General features: G+C 40.9%; 20 protein-coding genes. 16 read left to right on the plus strand and 4 right to left on the minus strand.

What is annotated here, in order from left to right; translation table 11 throughout:
- Positions 1-29 precede the first annotated feature (29 nt).
- Positions 30-1328 carry a multidrug effflux MFS transporter gene (locus ATG70_RS01775; protein WP_373560776.1) on the plus strand — a complete coding sequence of 433 codons (1299 nt, stop codon included), beginning with the start codon at positions 30-32 and terminating at the stop codon, positions 1326-1328.
- A 432-nt stretch (positions 1329-1760) separates the two neighbouring features.
- Positions 1761-3470: an ABC transporter ATP-binding protein gene (locus ATG70_RS01780; RefSeq protein WP_098442673.1), complete on the plus strand. Its 1710-nt coding sequence runs from the start codon at positions 1761-1763 to the stop codon at positions 3468-3470.
- Positions 3471-3892: 422 nt separating this feature from the next.
- Here the strand turns inward: ATG70_RS01780 and ATG70_RS01785 are convergent, their stop codons facing one another.
- A complete protein-coding gene (locus tag ATG70_RS01785; RefSeq protein WP_179886146.1) occupies positions 3893-5131 on the minus strand; it encodes an APC family permease in 1239 nt (412 codons plus the stop codon).
- Positions 5132-5289: 158 nt separating this feature from the next.
- Here ATG70_RS01785 and ATG70_RS01790 point away from each other — a divergent pair, with 158 nt between their 5' ends.
- Both ATG70_RS01790 and ATG70_RS01795 read left to right on the plus strand, forming a co-directional pair.
- Complete coding sequence (locus ATG70_RS01790; protein ID WP_098442674.1) at positions 5290-5640, plus strand: hypothetical protein; 351 nt, start codon at positions 5290-5292, stop codon at positions 5638-5640.
- Positions 5641-5654: 14 nt separating this feature from the next.
- Complete coding sequence (locus ATG70_RS01795) at positions 5655-6965, plus strand: DUF5050 domain-containing protein (RefSeq protein WP_098442675.1); 1311 nt, start codon at positions 5655-5657, stop codon at positions 6963-6965.
- Positions 6966-6982: 17 nt separating this feature from the next.
- Here the strand turns inward: ATG70_RS01795 and ATG70_RS01800 are convergent, their stop codons facing one another.
- Positions 6983-7363 (minus strand): carbonic anhydrase, encoded by a 381-nt coding sequence (locus tag ATG70_RS01800; RefSeq protein WP_098442676.1) that lies wholly within the window; start codon positions 7361-7363, stop codon positions 6983-6985.
- Between the two features lie 19 nt (positions 7364-7382).
- A complete protein-coding gene (locus ATG70_RS01805) occupies positions 7383-7580 on the minus strand; it encodes a hypothetical protein (RefSeq protein WP_257147582.1) in 198 nt (65 codons plus the stop codon).
- A 121-nt stretch (positions 7581-7701) separates the two neighbouring features.
- Between ATG70_RS01805 and ATG70_RS01810 the strand changes: the two genes are divergently transcribed.
- The 11 genes from ATG70_RS01810 (at position 7702) to ATG70_RS01855 (ending at position 18669) form a co-directional block, all read left to right on the plus strand.
- Positions 7702-10884 (plus strand): DEAD/DEAH box helicase, encoded by a 3183-nt coding sequence (locus tag ATG70_RS01810; protein WP_098442677.1) that lies wholly within the window; start codon positions 7702-7704, stop codon positions 10882-10884.
- 166 nt (positions 10885-11050) lie between these two features.
- The gene (locus ATG70_RS01815; RefSeq protein WP_098442678.1) at positions 11051-11902 is read left to right on the plus strand and encodes a dimethylarginine dimethylaminohydrolase family protein; all 852 of its coding nucleotides are present in this window, start codon (positions 11051-11053) and stop codon (positions 11900-11902) included.
- Between the two features lie 57 nt (positions 11903-11959).
- Positions 11960-12694 carry a YqcI/YcgG family protein gene (locus tag ATG70_RS01820; protein ID WP_098442679.1) on the plus strand — a complete coding sequence of 245 codons (735 nt, stop codon included), beginning with the start codon at positions 11960-11962 and terminating at the stop codon, positions 12692-12694.
- 204 nt (positions 12695-12898) lie between these two features.
- On the plus strand, positions 12899-13066 hold the full coding sequence (locus tag ATG70_RS22275; protein WP_179886147.1) for a hypothetical protein: 168 nt from the start codon (positions 12899-12901) through the stop codon (positions 13064-13066).
- A 71-nt stretch (positions 13067-13137) separates the two neighbouring features.
- Positions 13138-13725: a GNAT family N-acetyltransferase gene (locus ATG70_RS01825; protein WP_306472672.1), complete on the plus strand. Its 588-nt coding sequence runs from the start codon at positions 13138-13140 to the stop codon at positions 13723-13725.
- A gap of 101 nt (positions 13726-13826) precedes the next feature.
- On the plus strand, positions 13827-14402 hold the full coding sequence (locus ATG70_RS01830) for a DUF2087 domain-containing protein (RefSeq protein ID WP_098442680.1): 576 nt from the start codon (positions 13827-13829) through the stop codon (positions 14400-14402).
- A 155-nt stretch (positions 14403-14557) separates the two neighbouring features.
- Positions 14558-15199, plus strand: coding sequence for a lysozyme inhibitor LprI family protein (locus ATG70_RS01835; RefSeq protein ID WP_098442681.1), 642 nt, complete (start codon positions 14558-14560; stop codon positions 15197-15199).
- A gap of 512 nt (positions 15200-15711) precedes the next feature.
- Positions 15712-16023 (plus strand): hypothetical protein, encoded by a 312-nt coding sequence (locus ATG70_RS01840; protein WP_257147583.1) that lies wholly within the window; start codon positions 15712-15714, stop codon positions 16021-16023.
- A 29-nt stretch (positions 16024-16052) separates the two neighbouring features.
- Positions 16053-17351 (plus strand): S41 family peptidase, encoded by a 1299-nt coding sequence (locus ATG70_RS01845; RefSeq protein WP_142329533.1) that lies wholly within the window; start codon positions 16053-16055, stop codon positions 17349-17351.
- 242 nt (positions 17352-17593) lie between these two features.
- A complete protein-coding gene (locus tag ATG70_RS01850; protein ID WP_098442684.1) occupies positions 17594-17941 on the plus strand; it encodes a DUF4260 domain-containing protein in 348 nt (115 codons plus the stop codon).
- Between the two features lie 53 nt (positions 17942-17994).
- Positions 17995-18669 carry an HAD family hydrolase gene (locus ATG70_RS01855; protein WP_142329534.1) on the plus strand — a complete coding sequence of 225 codons (675 nt, stop codon included), beginning with the start codon at positions 17995-17997 and terminating at the stop codon, positions 18667-18669.
- 77 nt (positions 18670-18746) lie between these two features.
- Here ATG70_RS01855 and ATG70_RS01860 read toward each other — a convergent pair whose 3' ends face one another.
- Positions 18747-19445: a YetF domain-containing protein gene (locus ATG70_RS01860; RefSeq protein WP_098442686.1), complete on the minus strand. Its 699-nt coding sequence runs from the start codon at positions 19443-19445 to the stop codon at positions 18747-18749.
- 234 nt (positions 19446-19679) lie between these two features.
- On the opposite strand from ATG70_RS01860, the gene ATG70_RS01865 reads away from it, so the two are divergent.
- Positions 19680-20096, plus strand: coding sequence for a DUF4181 domain-containing protein (locus ATG70_RS01865; protein WP_098442687.1), 417 nt, complete (start codon positions 19680-19682; stop codon positions 20094-20096).
- Positions 20097-20120: the final 24 nt, after the last annotated feature.

A 20120-nucleotide genomic window follows, 5' to 3' on the forward strand; every position in this document is an offset into this window, starting at 1 on the left:
AGTTAGTGAAACTAAATGTAGATCTTCTTATTGACCCTACAGTTACTGGAGGGTTTATGCTTATTTTCGTTGAAAAGACGAAAGGAGCGTTTTTATCTATGAATCAAGCGAATGCAACAATAAATGAAAATACGACGAATCGCTATTTGTATTTGATGATTGTTATTTTAGGAGCGTTAAGCGCATTTGGTCCATTAACGATCGATATGTATTTACCAGCTTTACCGGCTCTTTCGGGAGAATTACACACGAGCACATCCCTTGCGCAGCTAAGTTTAACGGCTTGCTTAATTGGGTTAGCGCTCGGCCAAATTGTTGTCGGGCCTTATAGCGATATTCACGGGAGAAGAAAGCCGCTTATTATTTCACTATTGCTATATACAGCTGCCTCTCTTCTGTGTATCTTCACAACCTCAATCTGGGCCTTGATCGGATTACGATTTATCCAAGGTTTGGCTGGAGCTGCTGGAATGGTCATTTCTCGTGCTAGTGTAAGAGATGTGTTCTCAGGATCAGAGCTAACGAAATTTTTCTCAATGCTTATGTTAGTGAACGGTCTGGCTCCCATTCTTGCACCTGTTGCAGGAGGGCAGCTTCTTCAGGTGATGTCTTGGAGAGGTGTTTTCGGCGTATTAGCCGTTATTGGAGCAGTTATGGTATTCGCTGTGGTCTTTGGCTTAAAAGAAACCCTTCCAACGAACCAACGTAAAAGTGGTGGGCTAAAAGAAGTGATCACAACATTTGGGATGTTATTAAAAGACCGTGTTTTTGTTGGTTATATGCTCGCACAGGGATTTGTGATGAGCGCGATGTTTGCCTATATTTCTGGTTCAACATTCGTCCTTCAGGAGATTTATGGTCTTTCTCCACAAGCGTTTAGTCTTGTGTTTGCCCTGAATGGAATTGGAATAATCGTAGCCACTCAAGTGACAGGAAGGTTATCAGGTAAAGTGAAGGACGCTACGTCGCTCGTATGGGGACTATTGCTAGCACTTGTGAGCAGTATGATTTTGATCCTTCTTTTTGCAATTAATGCCTCTGTTGTATTTGTCTGTATCATGTTATTTTTCATTGTTTCTAGCGTTGGAATTGTCAATACGACTGTCTTTTCGCTTGCGATGGAGAATCAGTCGCGAAATGCTGGTAGCGCATCTGCCCTGTTAGGATTACTACCCTTTCTTCTCGGTGCAGCAGTAGCACCGCTAGTAGGTCTCGGAGAAGGAGCATTGCCCATGGCCTTAGTGATCGCTGCGTGTGAGCTCATTGCGTTTGGTTCTTACTTTGTTTTAGTGCGAAAAAAGCACCAATCAAATTCATTCGCTAGCTAACGCCATGTCATGATAAAAAGAAGTGATTTTCTTCATGTGAGGAGATCACTTCTTTTAAGGTTACTAGACAAAATGAACAAGGAAGATTAAAAGAAGTAACCAGGATGGCGAAATTCTCTTTTCTCCATTTGCCTTGATTGCTTTCATCTCGGTTAGAAAAGGGCTTGCCCTTGTTGTAGCGATGTTATAGAGTGTTCGAAGGTATTTGGCGCGACCCTGTCTCGACTTTTCCTATAGATTATGAGTTAGGAGAATGTAATCAACCATTAGGAAGCAAGAGACGATCATCAGCCTAAACATTCTCTATAGCAATTACTTACTTGCTATAGGGCCTCTTTAGGCGAAGAAAAGATTGTATTCAATCACTTTAAACTCTATAATTGATAATGGATCTCAATTGTGATAAATAGCATTGATTTAGGGGGGATTTATTTGCTCAAACGCTTCTTTTCTTATTACAAGCCATACAAATGGCTATTCATTCTTGATTTCGTATCCGCCATCATTGTTGGTGCGTTGGAGCTTGCTTTTCCACTTGCGGTGAATCAGGTCATCGATCGGTTGCTACCCGAAGGAAATTGGGGCATCATTCTTCTCGCTTGTGCAGGATTGCTCCTTATTTACTTAATCAATACCGGCCTGCATTTTATCGTTACTTACTGGGGGCATAAGCTCGGAATCAACATAGAAACAGATATGCGTCAGAAGCTGTTTACCCATATGCAAAAGCTATCATTTGGTTACTATGATAATAGTAAAACTGGTCACAGCATCTCAAGACTTACAAAAGATCTCGAGGAAATTGGTGAAGTAGCTCATCACGGCCCAGAGGATGTGTTTGTGGCAGTTATGACGCTTCTCGGTTCATTTGGATTAATGCTGATGATTAACTGGAAGCTTGCTGTGCTCTCTTTCATTGTCATCCCGCTGTTGATTATTCTTGCGATCTACTTTAACAAAAAGATGACAAAAACGTTTAGGCGCATGTTTCAGGATGTCGCTGAAATTAATTCACGAGTAGAAGATAGCATCGGGGGGATTCGCGTCGTTCAGGCGTTTGCGAATGAACATCATGAACAAGAAAAGTTTCGTCAAAACAATGAGAGCTATCGCTCAACAAAGCTTCAATCGTATAAAATCATGGCGCAGAACGTGATGTCGAACTATTTATTAATGAGAGTCGTTACGCTATTCACGCTGCTGTTCGGTACTTTTTTCGTGATTTCAGGTGAGCTCACGTACGGTGAGTTCGTTGCGTTCATTTTATTATCAAACATTCTCATCGGGCCGATCCAGAAGATTAATGCTGTCATTGAAAGTTATCCGAAAGGCATTGCCGGATTTAAGCGGTATACGGAGATTATAGATACAGATCCGGACATTCAAGATTCCGAAGATGCGATTGAAATGGAGCTTAGCGGAGAGATTCGCTATCAAGATGTTTCGTTTGGCTATGAAGGCTACGCGCCTGTGTTAAAAAAGATCAACTTATCCATACAGCCTGGTGAAACAGTGGCGTTTGTAGGGCCATCAGGAGCGGGCAAAACAACATTATGTAGTTTGTTGCCTCGCTTTTATGAAATCCAGGGCGGTGCGATAACGATTAATGGCATTGATGTGAGGGAACTAAAGCTATCCTCTCTCCGGAGTCAGATTGGGATCGTGCAGCAGGACGTTTTTCTTTTTTCAGGAACGTTCCGCGAGAACATCGCTTATGGAAACCTTTTAGCTGCAGATGAAGAAATCCTTGAAGCAGCGCGGAAAGCAAAGCTAGATGAGTTTATTTATAGTCAGCCAGACGGGTTGGATACGGTGATCGGTGAAAGAGGTGTGAAGCTTTCTGGAGGACAAAAGCAGAGGCTTGCGATCGCGCGCATGTTCTTGAAAAATCCACCGATCCTGATTCTTGATGAAGCAACTTCTGCACTCGATACCGAAACGGAAGTCGCGATTCAAAAATCACTTGAAGCGTTAACAGAAGGACGTACAACGCTTGTCATTGCCCACCGTCTTGCTACGATTAAGAATGCTGATCGGATCATGGTGGTGACGAAAGACGGGATTGCTGAGCAAGGAAATCATCAGGAGCTTATCGAATCAAGCGGTATTTACAGCCGTTTGCATAAAGCCCAGTTTGGGTGATATATGAAACGATCCCTATTATACGTAGGGATCGTTTTTTTATTTCCATGACCACAGTGGATTCATTGCAACTATTCTTTGCTCTTTTCGTCATTACTAGCAAAGGACATGGGAGGAGCTTCATGAGAAATATTCTTCATTTGGTGACGGTCATATGTAGCATCATTCTAATTGATAGCGTTGCAAGCTTGTTTCAAAATGGAAGGAACTTCAGCTTCGCTTTCTTGCACAAGTACTCGAAAATGTAAAAAGCCTTGTCAACTTTATTCAATTAATCTATGAATCTCCAGTAGGTAGCGGAGTGGAACGCTCGATCTTTTCGCTTATTTTGAATACTATAGTTAGTCGCTTATTATTTTGATGATAAGCTTACCGGTAATCGATGAGATTTCGCAAAAGAAAAAGGCAAATCAGATGGTTTATCACCTTTCTGCATTTGCCTTGTTTGATATCATTTCGGTCGGGAAAGGGGTCTGTTTTTGTTTTGAATCATCCTCCTCATCCTTGGAAGCATTAGCCGTTTTGTAGCGCTGCTGCTGTCGGTATCCATACGTTGACGAAAGAACGACTTCCTCATTTTCAAGTGCAGACCCAAGCGAGCCAATAATGATTGAAATACTCGTAGCTGTCCACGTGATGTAGAAGTAGTTATCATACCCAACTGGTCCGGATAATTGCGATTCTAACAGCCCCATTGGAATAAAGGCTAGAACGGCTAAGCCAAACATAAAGAATAAAATAATGTAATAAATCGCTATCGTGACGAGTAACGTCAAAATCGTGGCGGTGTTATAGAGCTTTCGAAGGTATTTTGCGCGATCCTGTCTTGGTTTTTCCCATAAATTATGAGCCATGACAATCCACCCGACCATCAAAAAGGAAGACACGACCATTAGCATGAACATTCTCCATAGTCCGTAGCTGTTACTTAATTGCCAGAGAGTGGGGAAAACAAGTGCGTAAGAGCCCGTCGCAAAGGCAAAAATAATCACCTTTTTAAAGGCGGGGAAGATGGCCCATGGACGGTTGGCGCGAACCATGCCGGTTAATATGCGTAATGCACCACTGATACGGGATTTCACAATATACTGTACATCAATGGGGGAATCTTCTCCTTTTGTCACTCGTTTAATTGGAGAAAATCGTTCAAAGCTTCCCCTTTTAAAAAGTTGCTTGGAGCCTTTATTTTTTAACTTCTCGTTTTTCTGGTCGCTTTTCGCTTGGATTCGCTGTTGTGCCTTTTCACGATCGCTGTCAGGACTTCCATAATACATTTCATTCACTAACTGCAGGATCGATTGCCGAATACGTTTCACCATCGGAGTAGATCCGAGGCCTGGAAGACTGATGATAGCCACTTTGCGATCAGTAGATGCTTCAGCTAAAATGGGTTTCTTTCCATCAAAGAAGGGCAGGTCCGTTAAACAAACGATATAATCCCAATCTTCGTTTTCTTTTCTTTTACAGCCCGCTTCTAATACTTCTTCAGGGTTTTCCGTAACGCCAGTGAGCGGATCCACCCTTGAATCTACGTTCCATTCGCATTCATCTCTCACGTAATAGCTTAGTAGCTCAGGTAACTCGCCGCTTAATTGTTCACTAAGCTTTTTGGGGTATCCGGGTGGTGTGACCAAACCAACCGATAATGTTCCTTGACTCAAGTTCTTTTCCTCCCACACCAATTTTTATGATAAGGAATAGATTCCCTATTTCATTGGGGTAAAACGGATTTTTTGTCAGAAAATGAATTGAATCCAATCTTGAGTTTATTTCCAATATTTGAAATAATTGTATCGGTTATATGGAAAGGAGCATTTTCTTGTTTGAAATCATTGATGCACTTGTGCCGACAATTATCGCGTTCGGTTTCCCGCTCGCTGCTTACATCATCGGCTACGCGAAGATGTCTGAGACAGAACGTAAGGAAGTGAGAGAAACTTTTCTTACATTAAAATCTCTGTTTACAGGAGGATTCATTGGCTTAGGTTTATTTGTTGTCGCTATAGGAGATGCCCTAACCATCAGTAGTTTGAAAGTGGTTGGCCTTCTTTTTCTTATTCCTGGCACGGTTTTTACGAGCGTGATCGTATGGAAAAGAAGCAAAGTAAAAGGGGTGACGACTGTGCTTTTTTTAAGTGTGGTTATTTATTTTTGGGGACTGCCAGTGTAAGGGGGGAGGAATGAATGAAACAAAAAACAGTTTTATATGCTAGTTTGATTTGTTTGGTCTTGCTTGCTGCGTCCATTGCATACAATTTCCTCAATGAGGAAGATCCTTATCTTGGCTTTACGGGATTAGGAAATACGATTACTCTCTCAAATGATGACCGGTACGTCTATTTTTCCTACTTTCAAGATGGTAAAGAATCGATCTATCGCGCAAATACCGATGGGAGTGAAGTAGAGCAACTCACCTATCCGGATGAGGAACGGCACCGAAAGCCAGCCTTATCTCCAAACGGAGAGAAGTTGCTCTATTTGTCTGAAAATAGCGATCGCATTCAATCATTATACATCGCGGATTTGAATGGAGAGAGTCCTAAGAAATTAACGGATGATACGATTCATGTCGAAGAAGTAGTCTTTTCTGAGAACGAAATCTATTTTGTCGGAATGCCCGCAGAGGCAGTGGGAAAAGCAGAAGGGGAAACGAAAGAGGGATTTGATCTCCATTCGGTCGATTTGGATGGTGAAAATGAGCGGAAATTAACCGATCAAGATCATTTTACAATGAACCATCTTGCCATCTCGACTGATGGTTCAGAGCTCTATTACACGTTATTTAATGGCAATAGTGATAAAATCTACGCTTATCATGTGGAAGATAAGAGAGAAAGCAGGGCGGATTGGGTACCGACTGAAGTTGGTTCCTTATACGACTGGGATTATGATGAAGAGAACCAAGCGTTCGCTTATACAGATGTGTCAGAGGAATCCGACAGCTCGTTATTCAAATATGAACTCTACTATCGAGATTTAAATGAGGATAAGACAAAACAGCTCACGACATTAGAATCTTCTGTCGTGTCACCGAATTTTTTTCATCAGTCTGATAAAATCGCCTTTCTCGACTATACGAATTGGTCCGATCATCCAGAAAAGTATCAATTGAAGACGGTGGATATCGATACGAAAGAAATCAAGAACGTTACGATGGATCTTCCGGAATCCGCAAAGAGCCACTGGCTGAGAGAAGCGCTGAACATTTTCACGAGCTCTACGGCAATCGCGATTTTGTATACCGTCTTGCTTTGTTTGATCACGCTTTATTCCTATAATAAGTCAGGAAAGCAATACCGGACGGGGCTGATTAGCTTACTACTAGCAGTCGCTGTTTTTATTAGTAGCTTTATCATCGCGATGTTGACGAATCCATGGGTAGGTATTGCCATTAGCATTGTAGCCATTGGCATGGTGCCAAGTAGTTTAATTGCATTGATTGTAGGATTTTTGATGGGGAAATTCTCGAAGAAGCAAAAGGGCCGTCTCCTTTAATGGAGCGGCCCTTTCACTTAGGTGCAGACAACTTCGATGCGTCCATATTCATCGACCCAGAGGCCAATCACTTGTACGGGTAACCCCCAGGACCTTACAACCTGAGTGGACGTAGCAATGTCTTTAAAATGTTGGCACTTACTAACAGGGTTCGCGGAACAGTCAAAATGGCCAACAACCGCAATGACTTGAGAAGTGTGTGCAGTTAAGGACACGATGGTGTTTTCTCTTAATCGGGCAACTTCGTAGGCAGGGCCATGAGACAGCACCCGGTCCATGCCTGGCTCTGTAATCAGGTCAATGTAATCAAGCTGGTAATGCGCTTTAAGCCACTCTGTTACTGGAATTTGTGTTCGGCCGTCAATACAATTCAATGCGGTACCAAATCGGTATCTCATTTTACACCTTCATTTCTCGCTAATATCCATGGTATGTGCGATGGCTGTGATGTAATCGATAATATGTGGTTTGCCCATGGTGATTGCCATAGCTAGGGTGATAACTCCCGTGCGAATGATGATAGCTGAATCCAGGATGAGCACTTACATGTCCATGATGATAACCAAATCCAGGATAATCGCTTCCATAGCCAGAACGATAAAGTGGTCTTTGCAACGTCAGTTCCCCCTTCAGCAGTTGTACGTTAGTGTATGTAATCAGATTAAGTGGCGTATAGGCATGGAATTTCGCTACTATGATAAAATGAAACAACCATATGAAAAAGGATCGGGATGACATGGATCGTAAAATCGGCAATAAGCTTATAAAAAAAATGTGTGGGGAACGCTCTTTTAAAAAGGGGGAGTCTTATTTCTACTCCAATAAAGTGACGCTTCACCACGATCACTCGATGAGATATGAAGCGACAGTTCACGGAATGGAAGACTTTTATGTCACGGTAACGACAGATGCAAATGGACACATCGAAGCAGAATGTAGCTGTCCATCGCTTGCAACCTTTCAAAAAGATTGTCAGCACATTGCGGCCGTTTTAATTGGCATCCGTCACATTCAACAAAAAGAAACGGCCGTGCAGGATGAGCACAGTCTGACAGAAGATTTCATGACGCTATTTACCGACAAATTAACTCCAGAAAGCGGTCACCAACGCTTTTTTGAAAAGCGAAAGGTGCTTGATGCGGGGTTTACATTGAAGCCTGTTTCACTTAGCGACCAGGATTTACTCGGGGTTGAAGTTGCTGTCGAACACGTGAAAGTTTCTTCGATTCGCGACTTTCTTCACGATGTACACGAGGGGAACGTCAATGAAGTCTCGCCTGACGTGAACTATCATCCGGACAGTCACTGCTTTTCAAATGAAGTAGATGCCATTCTCCATCATTTAATCCGCGTAGCTCGTGATGAAAAAATGTTGCTTCAATCGCTCCCTATTTGGCGTGACGATCAGCGGTCCGATACGTTACTGATTTCGCCCTCTTCATGGAGCAGTTTGATCCCATTCATCACCAGCGCTGACAATGTCAAAATTGCACATCGAGGATCTTTGTTTGAACACGTAATAGTAGAAAAAGGCTCGCCCCCGATTCGCTTTTTGATTGACGTAAGGGATGAGAAACACTGTCGCATTACGATTAAAGGTTTTGAGCGGATGACGCTTTTACATAGCTATCAATCGCTTTTATATAAAGGAACTATCTTTCAATTAGATAGACAAGACTTTGCCCGCATGGCCGAGTTAAAGAAGATGCTTCCGGCAGGGACCAATCAGATTCCAATTCCGTACGAACAAATGGATCAATTTCTTGAAAAAGTTGTTCCTGATTTGAAGCGAATGGGGCATGTGGAACTTTCAAAAGCATTTCGTGAAACGTACATGAAGACACCGTTAAAGGCACGGCTCTATCTCGATCGATTGAAAAACCGACTACTGGCAGGGCTTGAATTTCAGTATGAAGAAGTGGTTATTCAGCCGTTAGAACGGCGGGATGCCCCAGGTTCCATGATCATTCGAGACATCGAGCGGGAAGAAGAAATCCTGAACATGATGGAAGAAAGCGGATTTTCAAAAACAGATGGCGGCTACATGATGCAAAATGAAGAACTTGAGTACGAATTTCTTCATCATACTGTTCCAAAGCTACAGTCCATGTTGAAGCTATACGCGACAACAGCCGTTCGAAATCGACTCGTTCGAAAGAAGCACTATCCGAAAATAAATGTAAAGCTGAAGAAACGAGAGCGAACAAATTGGTTAGAATTCACCTTTGAAATGGATGGCATATCTGATAATCAAATTCGGGAAATATTAGCGGCATTGGAAGAAAAGCGTAAGTATTATCGCCTGCCAAATGGATCGCTTTTGTCCCTTGAAACGAAAGAAATGGAGGATATGCATGAGTTTCTAACCACGGTCCCCCCGCAGGAACAGTTTGAACCATATTTTTCGCTTCCGGTTAAAAAAAGCGCCAGTTTAATGGGGACAATTGAAGCGAATAGCATCTTTCTAGCAGACGCATCGTTTCGTAACTTTCTAGACACGATGCGTCTTCCGAATCAAGATGAGTTTAAAGTGCCCGAATCGTTGGATCACATTTTGAGAGATTATCAAATACAGGGCTATCAATGGATGAAAACCTTAGCGAGCTACGGGTTTGGCGGTGTGTTAGCGGATGATATGGGACTTGGAAAAACGCTGCAAAGCATCACGTATATCGTGTCTGAGCTTAACGCTATTCGTGAAGAGCATAAACCGGTTCTGATCGTATGTCCTTCCTCGCTTACGTATAATTGGTTCAATGAAATAAAGAAGTTTGCTCCGGAGCTTCAAGCGCAGATTATTGATGGCAATCAACAAACGCGAGATAAGCTTCAGCAGACGAGCAAGGAAATGGATGTGGTGATCACGTCTTATCCATTACTTCGTCGCGACATCAGCTGGTATGAAAAGCAAACGTTCCATACGGTCTTTTTTGATGAAGCTCAGGCGTTTAAAAATCCTTCAACGCAAACGGCCAGAACGGTTAAGAAAATCAAAGCGGATCACCGGTTTGGTTTGACGGGAACGCCGGTTGAAAATGCGATTGAAGAGCTTTGGTCGATTTATCACGTTGTCTTTCCAGAGCTTTTTAAAGGGATCAAAGCCTACAGCAACTTAACAAAGAAAACGATCGCAAGGAGAGTACAACCCTTTTTATTAAGAAGAATGAAAGAAGACGTTCTGGCAGAGTTACCAGAAAAGCTTGAATCACTTGAATTAACCGAGCTATTGCCTGAACAGAAGAAGCTTTACGCTGCATACCTTGCGAAGCTAAGAACCGATACGTTAAAGCATCTCGATCGCGACACGATTCGTAAAAATCGCATTAAGATTTTGGCTGGGTTAACGCGACTGCGCCAGATTTGCTGTCATCCGTCTTTATTTGTGGACGGCTACAAAGGGAGTTCGGCTAAGTTCGAGCAGCTGCTTCAGATTATCGAAGATTCGAGACGATCCGGGAGAAGAATGCTGATTTTCTCTCAATTTACGAAAATGCTTCAGTTGATCGGAAGGGAGCTTGCAGCAAGAGGACAAAGCTTTTTCTACCTGGATGGGGAGACGCCCGCTGAAGAAAGAGTGGAGACGTGCGATCGATTTAACGATGGCGAACGGGATGTGTTTCTTATTTCTTTAAAAGCTGGTGGAACGGGTTTGAATTTGACCGGAGCGGATACGGTCGTTCTTTATGATCTTTGGTGGAATCCAGCGGTTGAAGAACAAGCGGCAGACCGAACGCATCGAATCGGTCAGGAAAAGGTAGTCAATGTGATCAAGCTTGTATCGCGGGGCACGATAGAAGAAAAGATGAATGATCTTCAGGAGAAAAAGCGCGAGCTCATTTCAGAATTGATTGATTCAGAAGAAAAAACAAATACTTTCTTAACCGAAGAAGATATTCGTGAGATTTTAATGGAGTCGTAGAAAAAAATGAAAAGAGCCTGGGCTAGAAACTGCTTCAGGCTTTTTTAGCTTTTCTTTTTCTAACAACCACCTCTTTACGAAAAAACAATTTCTTCCTGCAGGTTTTACGTTTTGAATGAGAGGGAATTGAGGTTTTAAAATGTGAGATTTGGTGGAGGTTAGGAAAATGAACGGAGTCGCCGTTGGTCATAAAATACAGTGCAAGTCCGAATATACAACTCTCAAAAACGTGATGGTTGTAAAACCATCGTTTATGAGAATTACAGAAATTATCAATGAAACACAAAAGCATTATGAAAATAAAAACATTAACATCCCCCTAGCCCTTCAGCAACATGAGGCATTTGTGGAAGTGTTAGAAGCGAACGGTGCTAACGTAAGTGAACTTCAAGCTGAATATAGTCTCCCTGAGCAAGTTTTTACTCGTGATATTGGCTTTACGATTCACGATGAACTATTCGTTGCGACGATGAATGAACAAGTTCGAAAGCCAGAAGTGAATACGGTAAAAGCGTTCCTGCGAGAGAATGATATTTCTTATCAGGAAGGATTACCAGGTTCAATAGAAGGTGGCGATGTCGTGGTGGACGGTTCCACGATTTGGGTTGGAAATAGTGGCCGAACGTCACAAGTCGCGATTCAAGAACTACAAAAGCGTTTGCCAGCTTATACCGTTGAACCATTGTCGTTAAGAGAGGATATCCTTCACCTGGATTGCGTATTTAACATTATTAGTAAAGATATCGCGCTTGTTTATCCACCTGCTTTTACAAAAGATGATTTAAGAAAATTGGAAGCGCGATTTCAGTTAATTCACGTTACAGAGGAAGAACAGTTCTATATGGGACCGAATGTGCTTTCAATTGGAGAGGGGAAGATCGTCAGTCTTTCGCAAAATAAACGCTTGAATCGCATCTTAACGGCGCATGGGTTCCGCGTTCTTCCGGTTGATTTCTCTGAGATTATTAAATCTGGTGGGTCCTTTCGCTGCTGTACACTTCCGCTAGAACGAAGCTGATCTTCTAGCGGGAGTCGATTTTGTCGCTAGCCAACTCAAAAAAGAGGAGACGTGAGGATGTTAAAAACAGAAAGTCGCTACTTGTTAACGAAAGAGGATATTGAAACACGTGAAGATCTTCCAAATTGGCTCAAGGCAGAGTATGAAACCTTCAGCCAATTAGTAACAGATCCGACCTTCCCTTGTTTTTTTGGACGAACCGCTCAGCTGAAAGGTGAACTTCGCTATGCATATATTGAGCATAAAGATTGGTCGAATTTACCGGAGGCCGTTGAAAGCTTTCTAAGCTTATTTCAAAAGCCCACAAAGATTAGACACGGCTTATTTATTTTTGTAGAGCCCGAAAGCAAAGAACAGTCCATTGATGAGTATCGATCGCAGTTCTGGGATATCCTTCAATATTTACATAATCACGATCGATTTCCGTGGCCGAGCGATGCACCGAAAGATCCAGAGCACTACTTATGGGACTTCCACTTTGCTGGAGAGCCGATCTTTACCTTTGGCAATGCGCCAGCTTACAAGCAGCGTAAAACGAGAAACCTTGGCAATAGTCTGATTCTCGGATTTCAACCACGCGCTATTTTTCAAGGACTGGAAGGTACTGAAAAAGGAGGCATCATGTCTCGTGAGAAAGTTCGTGCCCGCGTTGAGGCGTGGGACCAGCTTCCGAAGCACCCGGATATTAGTCATTTCGGCGACCCCGATCATAATGAATGGAAACAATCGTTTATCGGTGACGACGTGACGCCAATTGAAGGGAAATGTCCTTTCTTTCATAAAGGTTCTTAAAGACGCCGATCAGCCTGAGTGGGGAGAGTTCCTGCTCAGGTTTTTTTGCGAGTAAAGATGTGTGAATGGATTGTGGAATAATATGTTAAAATGTAACGTAATATCAATGCAAAATAGCTGTCAGAGTAATAAAACTGAAACGGATGTAATTAGCTCCTACCTGTAAGGTGAACCAAGTTTGGTTTTTTCCTGGGAGGTACTCAGATGAAGGGTCAAAAGAAAGAGAAAAAGGATTTCTTTAAAATTCAGAATGAGTATAGACGAAAAGTACGAGAAAAAGGGAAGCAGCCTTCCCCAACTGCTGAATTAAAAAGCATTGTGCTTATCTTTTTCACTTTGATCTTAATGAAATGGTTGTATATGTTTATTTGATGGGGGAAATTCAAAAAGTCACAATAAGAATTTGATCGGCTAAGTCTATTAAGTCGTAGAGGAGGTTTTTTTTGAACACCATTATGAAAGGGTTACCAAATCTAGAAACAGAACATTTTCATCTACGGAAAATAAATACGGATGATATCCCAGCTATTTTTGATTATGGTTCGAATCCGAACGTTTCGAAACAGGTAAGCTGGGAAACACATCAGACGGTAGCGGACACAAGGGTGTTTGTAGATATGATTGTAGAAGGATATGAACAAGGAACGAAAGCATTGTGGGGAATGGAGTTAAAATCAACTGGAAAGCTTGTTGGAACAATTGATTTTGTTACGATTCAAGAACGTCATGGAAACGCGGAAATCGGCTATGTGCTTTCAGAGGAATGCTGGGGAAAAGGGTATATGACGGAAGCTGCCAGGAGAATCATTACCTATGGATTTGAAGAGCTTCAGTTAGAACGCATTCAAGCAAGGTGTTTCATTGAAAACGAAGGTTCTGCGCGAGTGATGGAAAAGGTCGGTATGTTATTTGAAGGAACCATGAGAAGCGCGATGTTTGCGAAAGGGAAGTTTCATGATTTAAAAATGTTTGCGATTGTTTCGGAAGATTATTTGAAATGTCGTAATAACAAGAGACAAAGCTGTGAGTGAAAACGACCTTTTTCTAGGTCGTTTTCCTTTGTTGACGAATCATTTAAGTTAGATTATCATCTAATTAGGTGTTTACCTAATTAGATGGGAGGTGAAATAGATTGCAGTTAAACAGATTAGTCAATTTTCATAAAACACTTGGTGATCCAACGCGCATACGAATTCTTTCGTTACTAGCGACGGGACCTCTCCACGGACAAGCGATCGCTGGCAAGCTGGGATTGAAAGCACCTACGATCACGCATCACATGACGAAATTAAGAGATACTGGCATTGTGTATCAGCGTAGAGATAAGAATACAATTTACTATTATATTGATGAGAAAAAATTTCGCTCTTATTCTGAAGCATTACCTAAGATGCTTTACCAGCCTGAACAAGACAAGGAGGACGATGCATTGAAAGCGCAAGCTGTCGTTAATAATTTTATCGAAGCAGATGGAACGTTAAAGCACCTCCCTTCTCAACGAAAGAAAAAGATTATTATTCTAAAGCACTTGATAAATGGATTAGAACGAGGGAGAAAATATCCCGAGAAAGAAATAAATGAGTATATCAAACGGTTCCATCCTGACTTTGCGACAATTCGTCGAGAGTTTATTATCAATCATTTTATGTACCGAGAGAATAACATCTACGAACTAAATCCAGAAGAAATGTGGGCAACGATCGACTAAAAGCGCAATCGCAGATTGTGCTTTTTTTCTTTGAGTTAGGAGATAGGGTCTGAAATAAGTAATTGAAATATTCTTCATGTTTTGAAATAATTGGTAATATCTAAAACGGAAGTTCATTCATACGATTTTTACATTTAAAATGGAGGATTTATCAAATGAAATTGCAAACGAAACTATCCATGCTCATGTTAACTTTCGCTCTAGTCGCTTTGTCTGCCTGCGGAAATTCAACTAATGAGTCTAGTGCTCAATCGAACAACCAGCCATCAAATAACACACCACCTGAAGTAACAGAAGAGGATGCTCCAGCTGAAGAAGAAGTAGAAGATACGAGTGCTGACGATATAGAGGTAAATGAGCAAGAGGATTCTTCAACTCCTACAACGGAAGATTCAACTAATGGAGAATCTGAGAAATCCGATCAACCTAACGATGAGAACGTGGAAAATCAAAAAGAAAAATACTTCAAGAAACTAAATAGCATGTATGAATCTGATCGAAATGTAGAAGTGAAAGAAACGATGGTAGAAATGGAAGAACAAGAGGCGGAAAGGTATCAAAATTGGGATAAGATGTTGAACGAAATATATGGAGTGCTTCAGGCACAGCTTCCTTCGGATGAGATGGATCAATTAAGAGAAGAACAGCGAAAATGGGTAGAGCATAGAGATGAAGCTGCCAAAAAAGCCTCACTTAAATACGAAGGTGGTACGACCGAATCATTAGAATATGTCGCAACGCAAGCAAGTCTTACAAGAGAAAGATGCTATGAGTTAGTTGCTAAGTATATGGAATGATGGTTAGGTGAGTGATTTTGTGGCACCAAAAGTGAGAGACATCATGAGATATAGAAGGATTTCACTTGTCTTTTTATTTATTTCCATGCCTTTAAACATCCTGGGAAGTTTTGCTGGGGGATGGTGGGTCACTTTGTTAGGGGTCTCGCTTCTAAGCCTCTTTTTTATAATGACGTTTCTTTTTTGGAGATGTCCGGTGTGCAAAAGAAGATTGCCGGTACGATTTGACAACGATAAAGATCTAAATGACATCTATCGTTGCCCTTATTGTCAGACAAGGTTTTTAAGTGGAGAAATTATTGAATAGGGGAAGTACTTGTATTTCAGCCATTGAGGAGTGGCTTAAAGGCTCTAAATCCTCTAAATAAATTCGGAGCTATCCTTATTTTTTTGATAATCGCTATTATAAAGCTTCTAGCCTGTTATCACCTTTTTCGTTTGAATATTCTGTAAAAAAATGAAACCTTTAGCGATAAATAGACGTAGAATGAATTAGGGTAGGAGGGGTATTTTTGAAAAAGGTAATCGGTAAGGCGATACTAGCATCTCTTATAATTGGTCTAATCGTATGGGCAGCAAGCGCATTCTTTTCTTTTTCTTATTTTGAATGGAGTTTTCTCATTGGAATTGGCTTATCAGTAATCCTTTATTTTTTTAATAGTAGTGGAGGGATTCTTTCAGATGCAACAAATTTTGAAGCGAGTCAAGCAGGGTGGAAAATTCAAAGAGATAGCGAACTGAAAGTGAATGTTGGAGCTGTGTTTTATGGTTCCTTACTATATACGATTATTAGTTTGATTATGACGGTTATTGCTTTCTATTAAGTGCGAATTTTAAAGGAGTGAGAGAATCGTTGAGTAAACAGATAACTAACAGCATGGTTTTGCAGGCAAGCGATGAAACATACCGGAAGATGTTTCATGACATTATTGATTTGATGCATCATGATTACGCAGGTTATGAGGATAAAGCTGGGTGGGACCAACCAGAATTTTATTTAGATCAGTTCATTGACATGGACGATCGTAAATTGGTTGACCTCGTGCAAAACTATTTATTGGACTTTAACGATTTACATACAGGTTTTACGGATCTTCTTAATCCGAAAAAGGATATCGGATTTACGGTAAGACGGTTTGAAGACAAGCTCTATGTCACTTCCTTATCAAATGAGGAGCGAATCAATACTGGTGATCAGATCGTTGCATTAGATGGAATGGGCATTGCAGAAATAGCTAAGAAATATGCAAAAGAGCTTCGAACAACTATTCCTGAAAGACAAAAGTGGGAACCGTTATTACAACGCTTTGAAGTAGCAGAAATTGAAACGAAACAAGGTGATCAGGCCTCTTTAGCATTAAGGTCATACGAGGCGATTCCATATAGAGCAGAATATAGCATTCAAGAATTACAAAAAGATATTCTTTATATGAAAATAACTGATTTTATGAATCATGACGCGATTGGGAAATTGATTCGTCATAACGAAGACAAACTATCAACCTATCCCTTCTTAATTATTGACGTGCGATTAAATAGAGGGGGAAGTGATCTTGCGTATTTTGAATTGCTGCCTTATTTATTTGAGGGAGGAAAAGTAGATCTTCGTGATTTTTCCAATGTCACAGCTTTAACTCTTTGTACCGAGAGAAATGTTAAGTTAAGAATTCAAATGCTTGAAGGGGCATTGGCTTCAATCCAGGATGAAGAAACCCGGCGTCAAATAGAGGTGATGATAAGAGAATTAGATCATCATCGAGGAGAAGGATTTGTTGAACTTAACTTATCCGAATTAGAAGAGGACCTTGTCTTTGAAACCAAATCAGGTCCTAGTAAGGTTATTATTCTATCAGATGTATTCTGTGGAAGCTCTGGGGATTCTTTCGTCGAAGCGTGTAAGCATTCTTCTAAGGTAACGGTAGTAGGTAGACCAACGTTAGGGATGAATGATTACGCAAATGTCGCCTTTAACGTATGGAATAATCGCTTTCAACTGATGTATCCGACGTCAAAGTCGTCTCGTGTAGATGAAGGAAAAGGGATGAGTGAAAAAGGGATACAACCCGACAAATATGTGAGGTGGACCCCTTTCCATTTAAAAGAAGATGTTGACTTGACCATGGCTGTACAGGAGCTATATAAGGAAAAGTGATGAAGCTCACTAGATATGAAAGAAGAGAAATCTTTTCTTACACTTGGGGAACTGGATGGATATGCTCGAGGGAGTCAAAATGAACTAGCGATAGTAATGAAAATAAATCAACCTTACCGAACTCAGTGGAAGAGGCGGAATATGCCGTTGTGTTTAAGTTGGAATTAACGGAGGATAACGAGCAATAGTCACTGCGCTAATGAAGCTTGAATCGGCAAAATGATAGAAGGTGAGGCCACGTGATGAATAAAGGTTTATTGCATTTGGAAGGGCTAATCGTTTTACTTGGCTCTTTGTACTTCTACGCATCAATCGATGCAAGTTGGTGGCTGTTCTTTCTTTGTTTATTCCTGCCCGATCTCTTTATGCTAGGATACGTGATGAACAATAGAATCGGTGCTCTGATCTATAATATTGGCCATACGTACGTATTTCCATTTATTCTTCTCATCCTAAGTGTGAGTTTGAACCTAGATTTACTTCTCGCACTCAGCCTCATCTGGATTGCCCATATCGGAATGGATCGAACTGTAGGCTATGGTTTAAAGTACCCATCTCAATTTAAAGAGACGCATTTACAAAAAGTCTAATGATCAACTAGATAGTCAGTGTCTAGTGGTAGTGGATTAAGGAGGAGACAGTCATCATGCAAGCCGTCATTTTTGATATGGATGGAACGCTTTTTCAAACAAATAAAATTCTCGCATTATCCTTAGAGGACACGTTTCAATATTTAAGATCAATTAACCAATGGGATGGGGAAGCGCCGATTGCACAATACCGTGAAATCATGGGCGTCCCGTTACCAAAAGTATGGGAAGCTTTGTTGCCGGATCATTCGATGGAAGTAAGAGAACGAACGGATGCTCATTTTTTAAAGCGGTTGATTGTGAATATTAATGATGGGAAAGGTGAGCTGTATCCGAATGTGAAGGAAGTTTTCTCGTCGTTAAAAGAAAATCAGTGTGCCATTTACATCGCAAGTAATGGTTTATCTGATTACTTGGAAGCGATCGTGCGTCACTACGGGTTAGATCATTGGGTTACAGAAACGTTTAGCATCCAACGCGTGGACTCTTTAAAAAAATCTGATTTAGTTCAAAAGATTGCAGAGAAATATGAGCTAACGGACGCGGTAGTTGTAGGGGATCGCTTATCTGATATAAACGCAGCGAAAGACAATGGATTCGTTTCCATCGGCTGTCATTTTGATTTTGCAAAAGAAGAGGAATTCGATCAGGCAGACCGAGTGATTCACAATTTAAACGAGCTTACAATGGTATTGACCGAGTTAAATCTAGCGGGGATTAAAGGATAATGTTAGAAAGACAAAAGGACGTTCATCTTTATTAAAGTTGACGTCTTTTTATTTAACAGTGATATTTCCTAGCTTCTTTAATGCAAGCGATCATCCCGTTTATCAATAAACAGTGAACCATCCTTTTGTAATTCTGCATAAAACACGTCTGAAACGGATTGAATCCCCTTTGCCTGAACTTGTTGAAGTAGCCATCCTTCATCCACATTCATTTCGTTTAAGGATTTCCGATTTAGTTGACCGTCCTCAATCAAGGGTGCAGAGATGGGATAGATCTTTTGCGCTTTTGAAGTAATACCTTGATCTCCTTTCGTTACCGGTTGCTTGTTATCTTTCTTTAAGACGGATAACGTTCCATCGGTTTCAAAAATGGCATAGTCGACGTCTTTCAGAGAAAAGACGTTCTTTTTTCGAAGTAAGAGGTTTAGAGAATCAAGGTCGAGTCGAAGTTTACGTAGCTCGTTCTCCATAATTTTTCCATTACGAACAACGATTTTTGGACTTCCTTTAACTCCTAATCTCATTGTTTTTGATTTTAAATCCGCATATCCCATAAGAATAGTAAATAGGGTCCAGGCAACAAGAGCAATCATCCCATTTCTCACGCTTAACGAAGAGTCAATGGCAAGAGAAGCGCCTAACGTTCCAAGGGCGATGGCTGATACAAAATTAAAAAAGGTCATCTGCGAAATTTCTTTTCTTCCCATGATTCTTGTTAATAACAGTAATGTGATAAATGAAAGAGAGAGTCGTATGAGTAATGTAGTCAGTGCCATGATTTGTACTCCTTTCAATTGCATTCAATAGCTGTTTTTAGAGTGTGTTAATTTCAAGTATGTATTCAGGCTTTAAAAATGAAACTTATTTCGATACGTTTTCGTAGAGAGGTTACCTAGATAAAAAACATTTTATGTAAAATCGCGAAGGGAAAGGTGTTTGGATGCTGTTCTGAATCCCGCTAATGGTAGTAATAGGATTCAGATGAACCAACGTTTGAAAGGAGTACGCTATTGGAGACTTTTTGGGTCACCGTTATATTGGTCCTGTCTACTTTCGGGCTGGGTCTCTACTATTTGAAAAAAGCTTTACGTAAGTGGCTTAAGGTTGAAAAGAAAAGCATGTTTTCTTATAACCATGTGAACGATACACATCGAAAACTGGATTGGACGATTCGGATTAGTTTCATGTTGCTATTGATCAGTGGTTTATTTATTAATATAGAGCGTATTCCTTTAGAACCGCTCTGGTATCTTCAGACTCACATCATCATGTTTGGATTTATCATTGTAACGGAAACAGTAAGAGCGATTATGGAGAAGCGGTATGCAGAGAATAAAAATGACTATCTTTTTACGCTTTTTCAACTTGGAGTGATCGTTGTTTTCTTACTTTCATTGTTTCTAACTAACTTCTTTTGGCTCTTGTGAATGGTGCAAAATGCTCTCGGTTCA

Origin of the sequence: Bacillus sp. es.036, from assembly GCF_002563635.1 — a bacterium.
In the GTDB taxonomy this organism is placed as follows: domain Bacteria; phylum Bacillota; class Bacilli; order Bacillales; family Guptibacillaceae; genus Guptibacillus.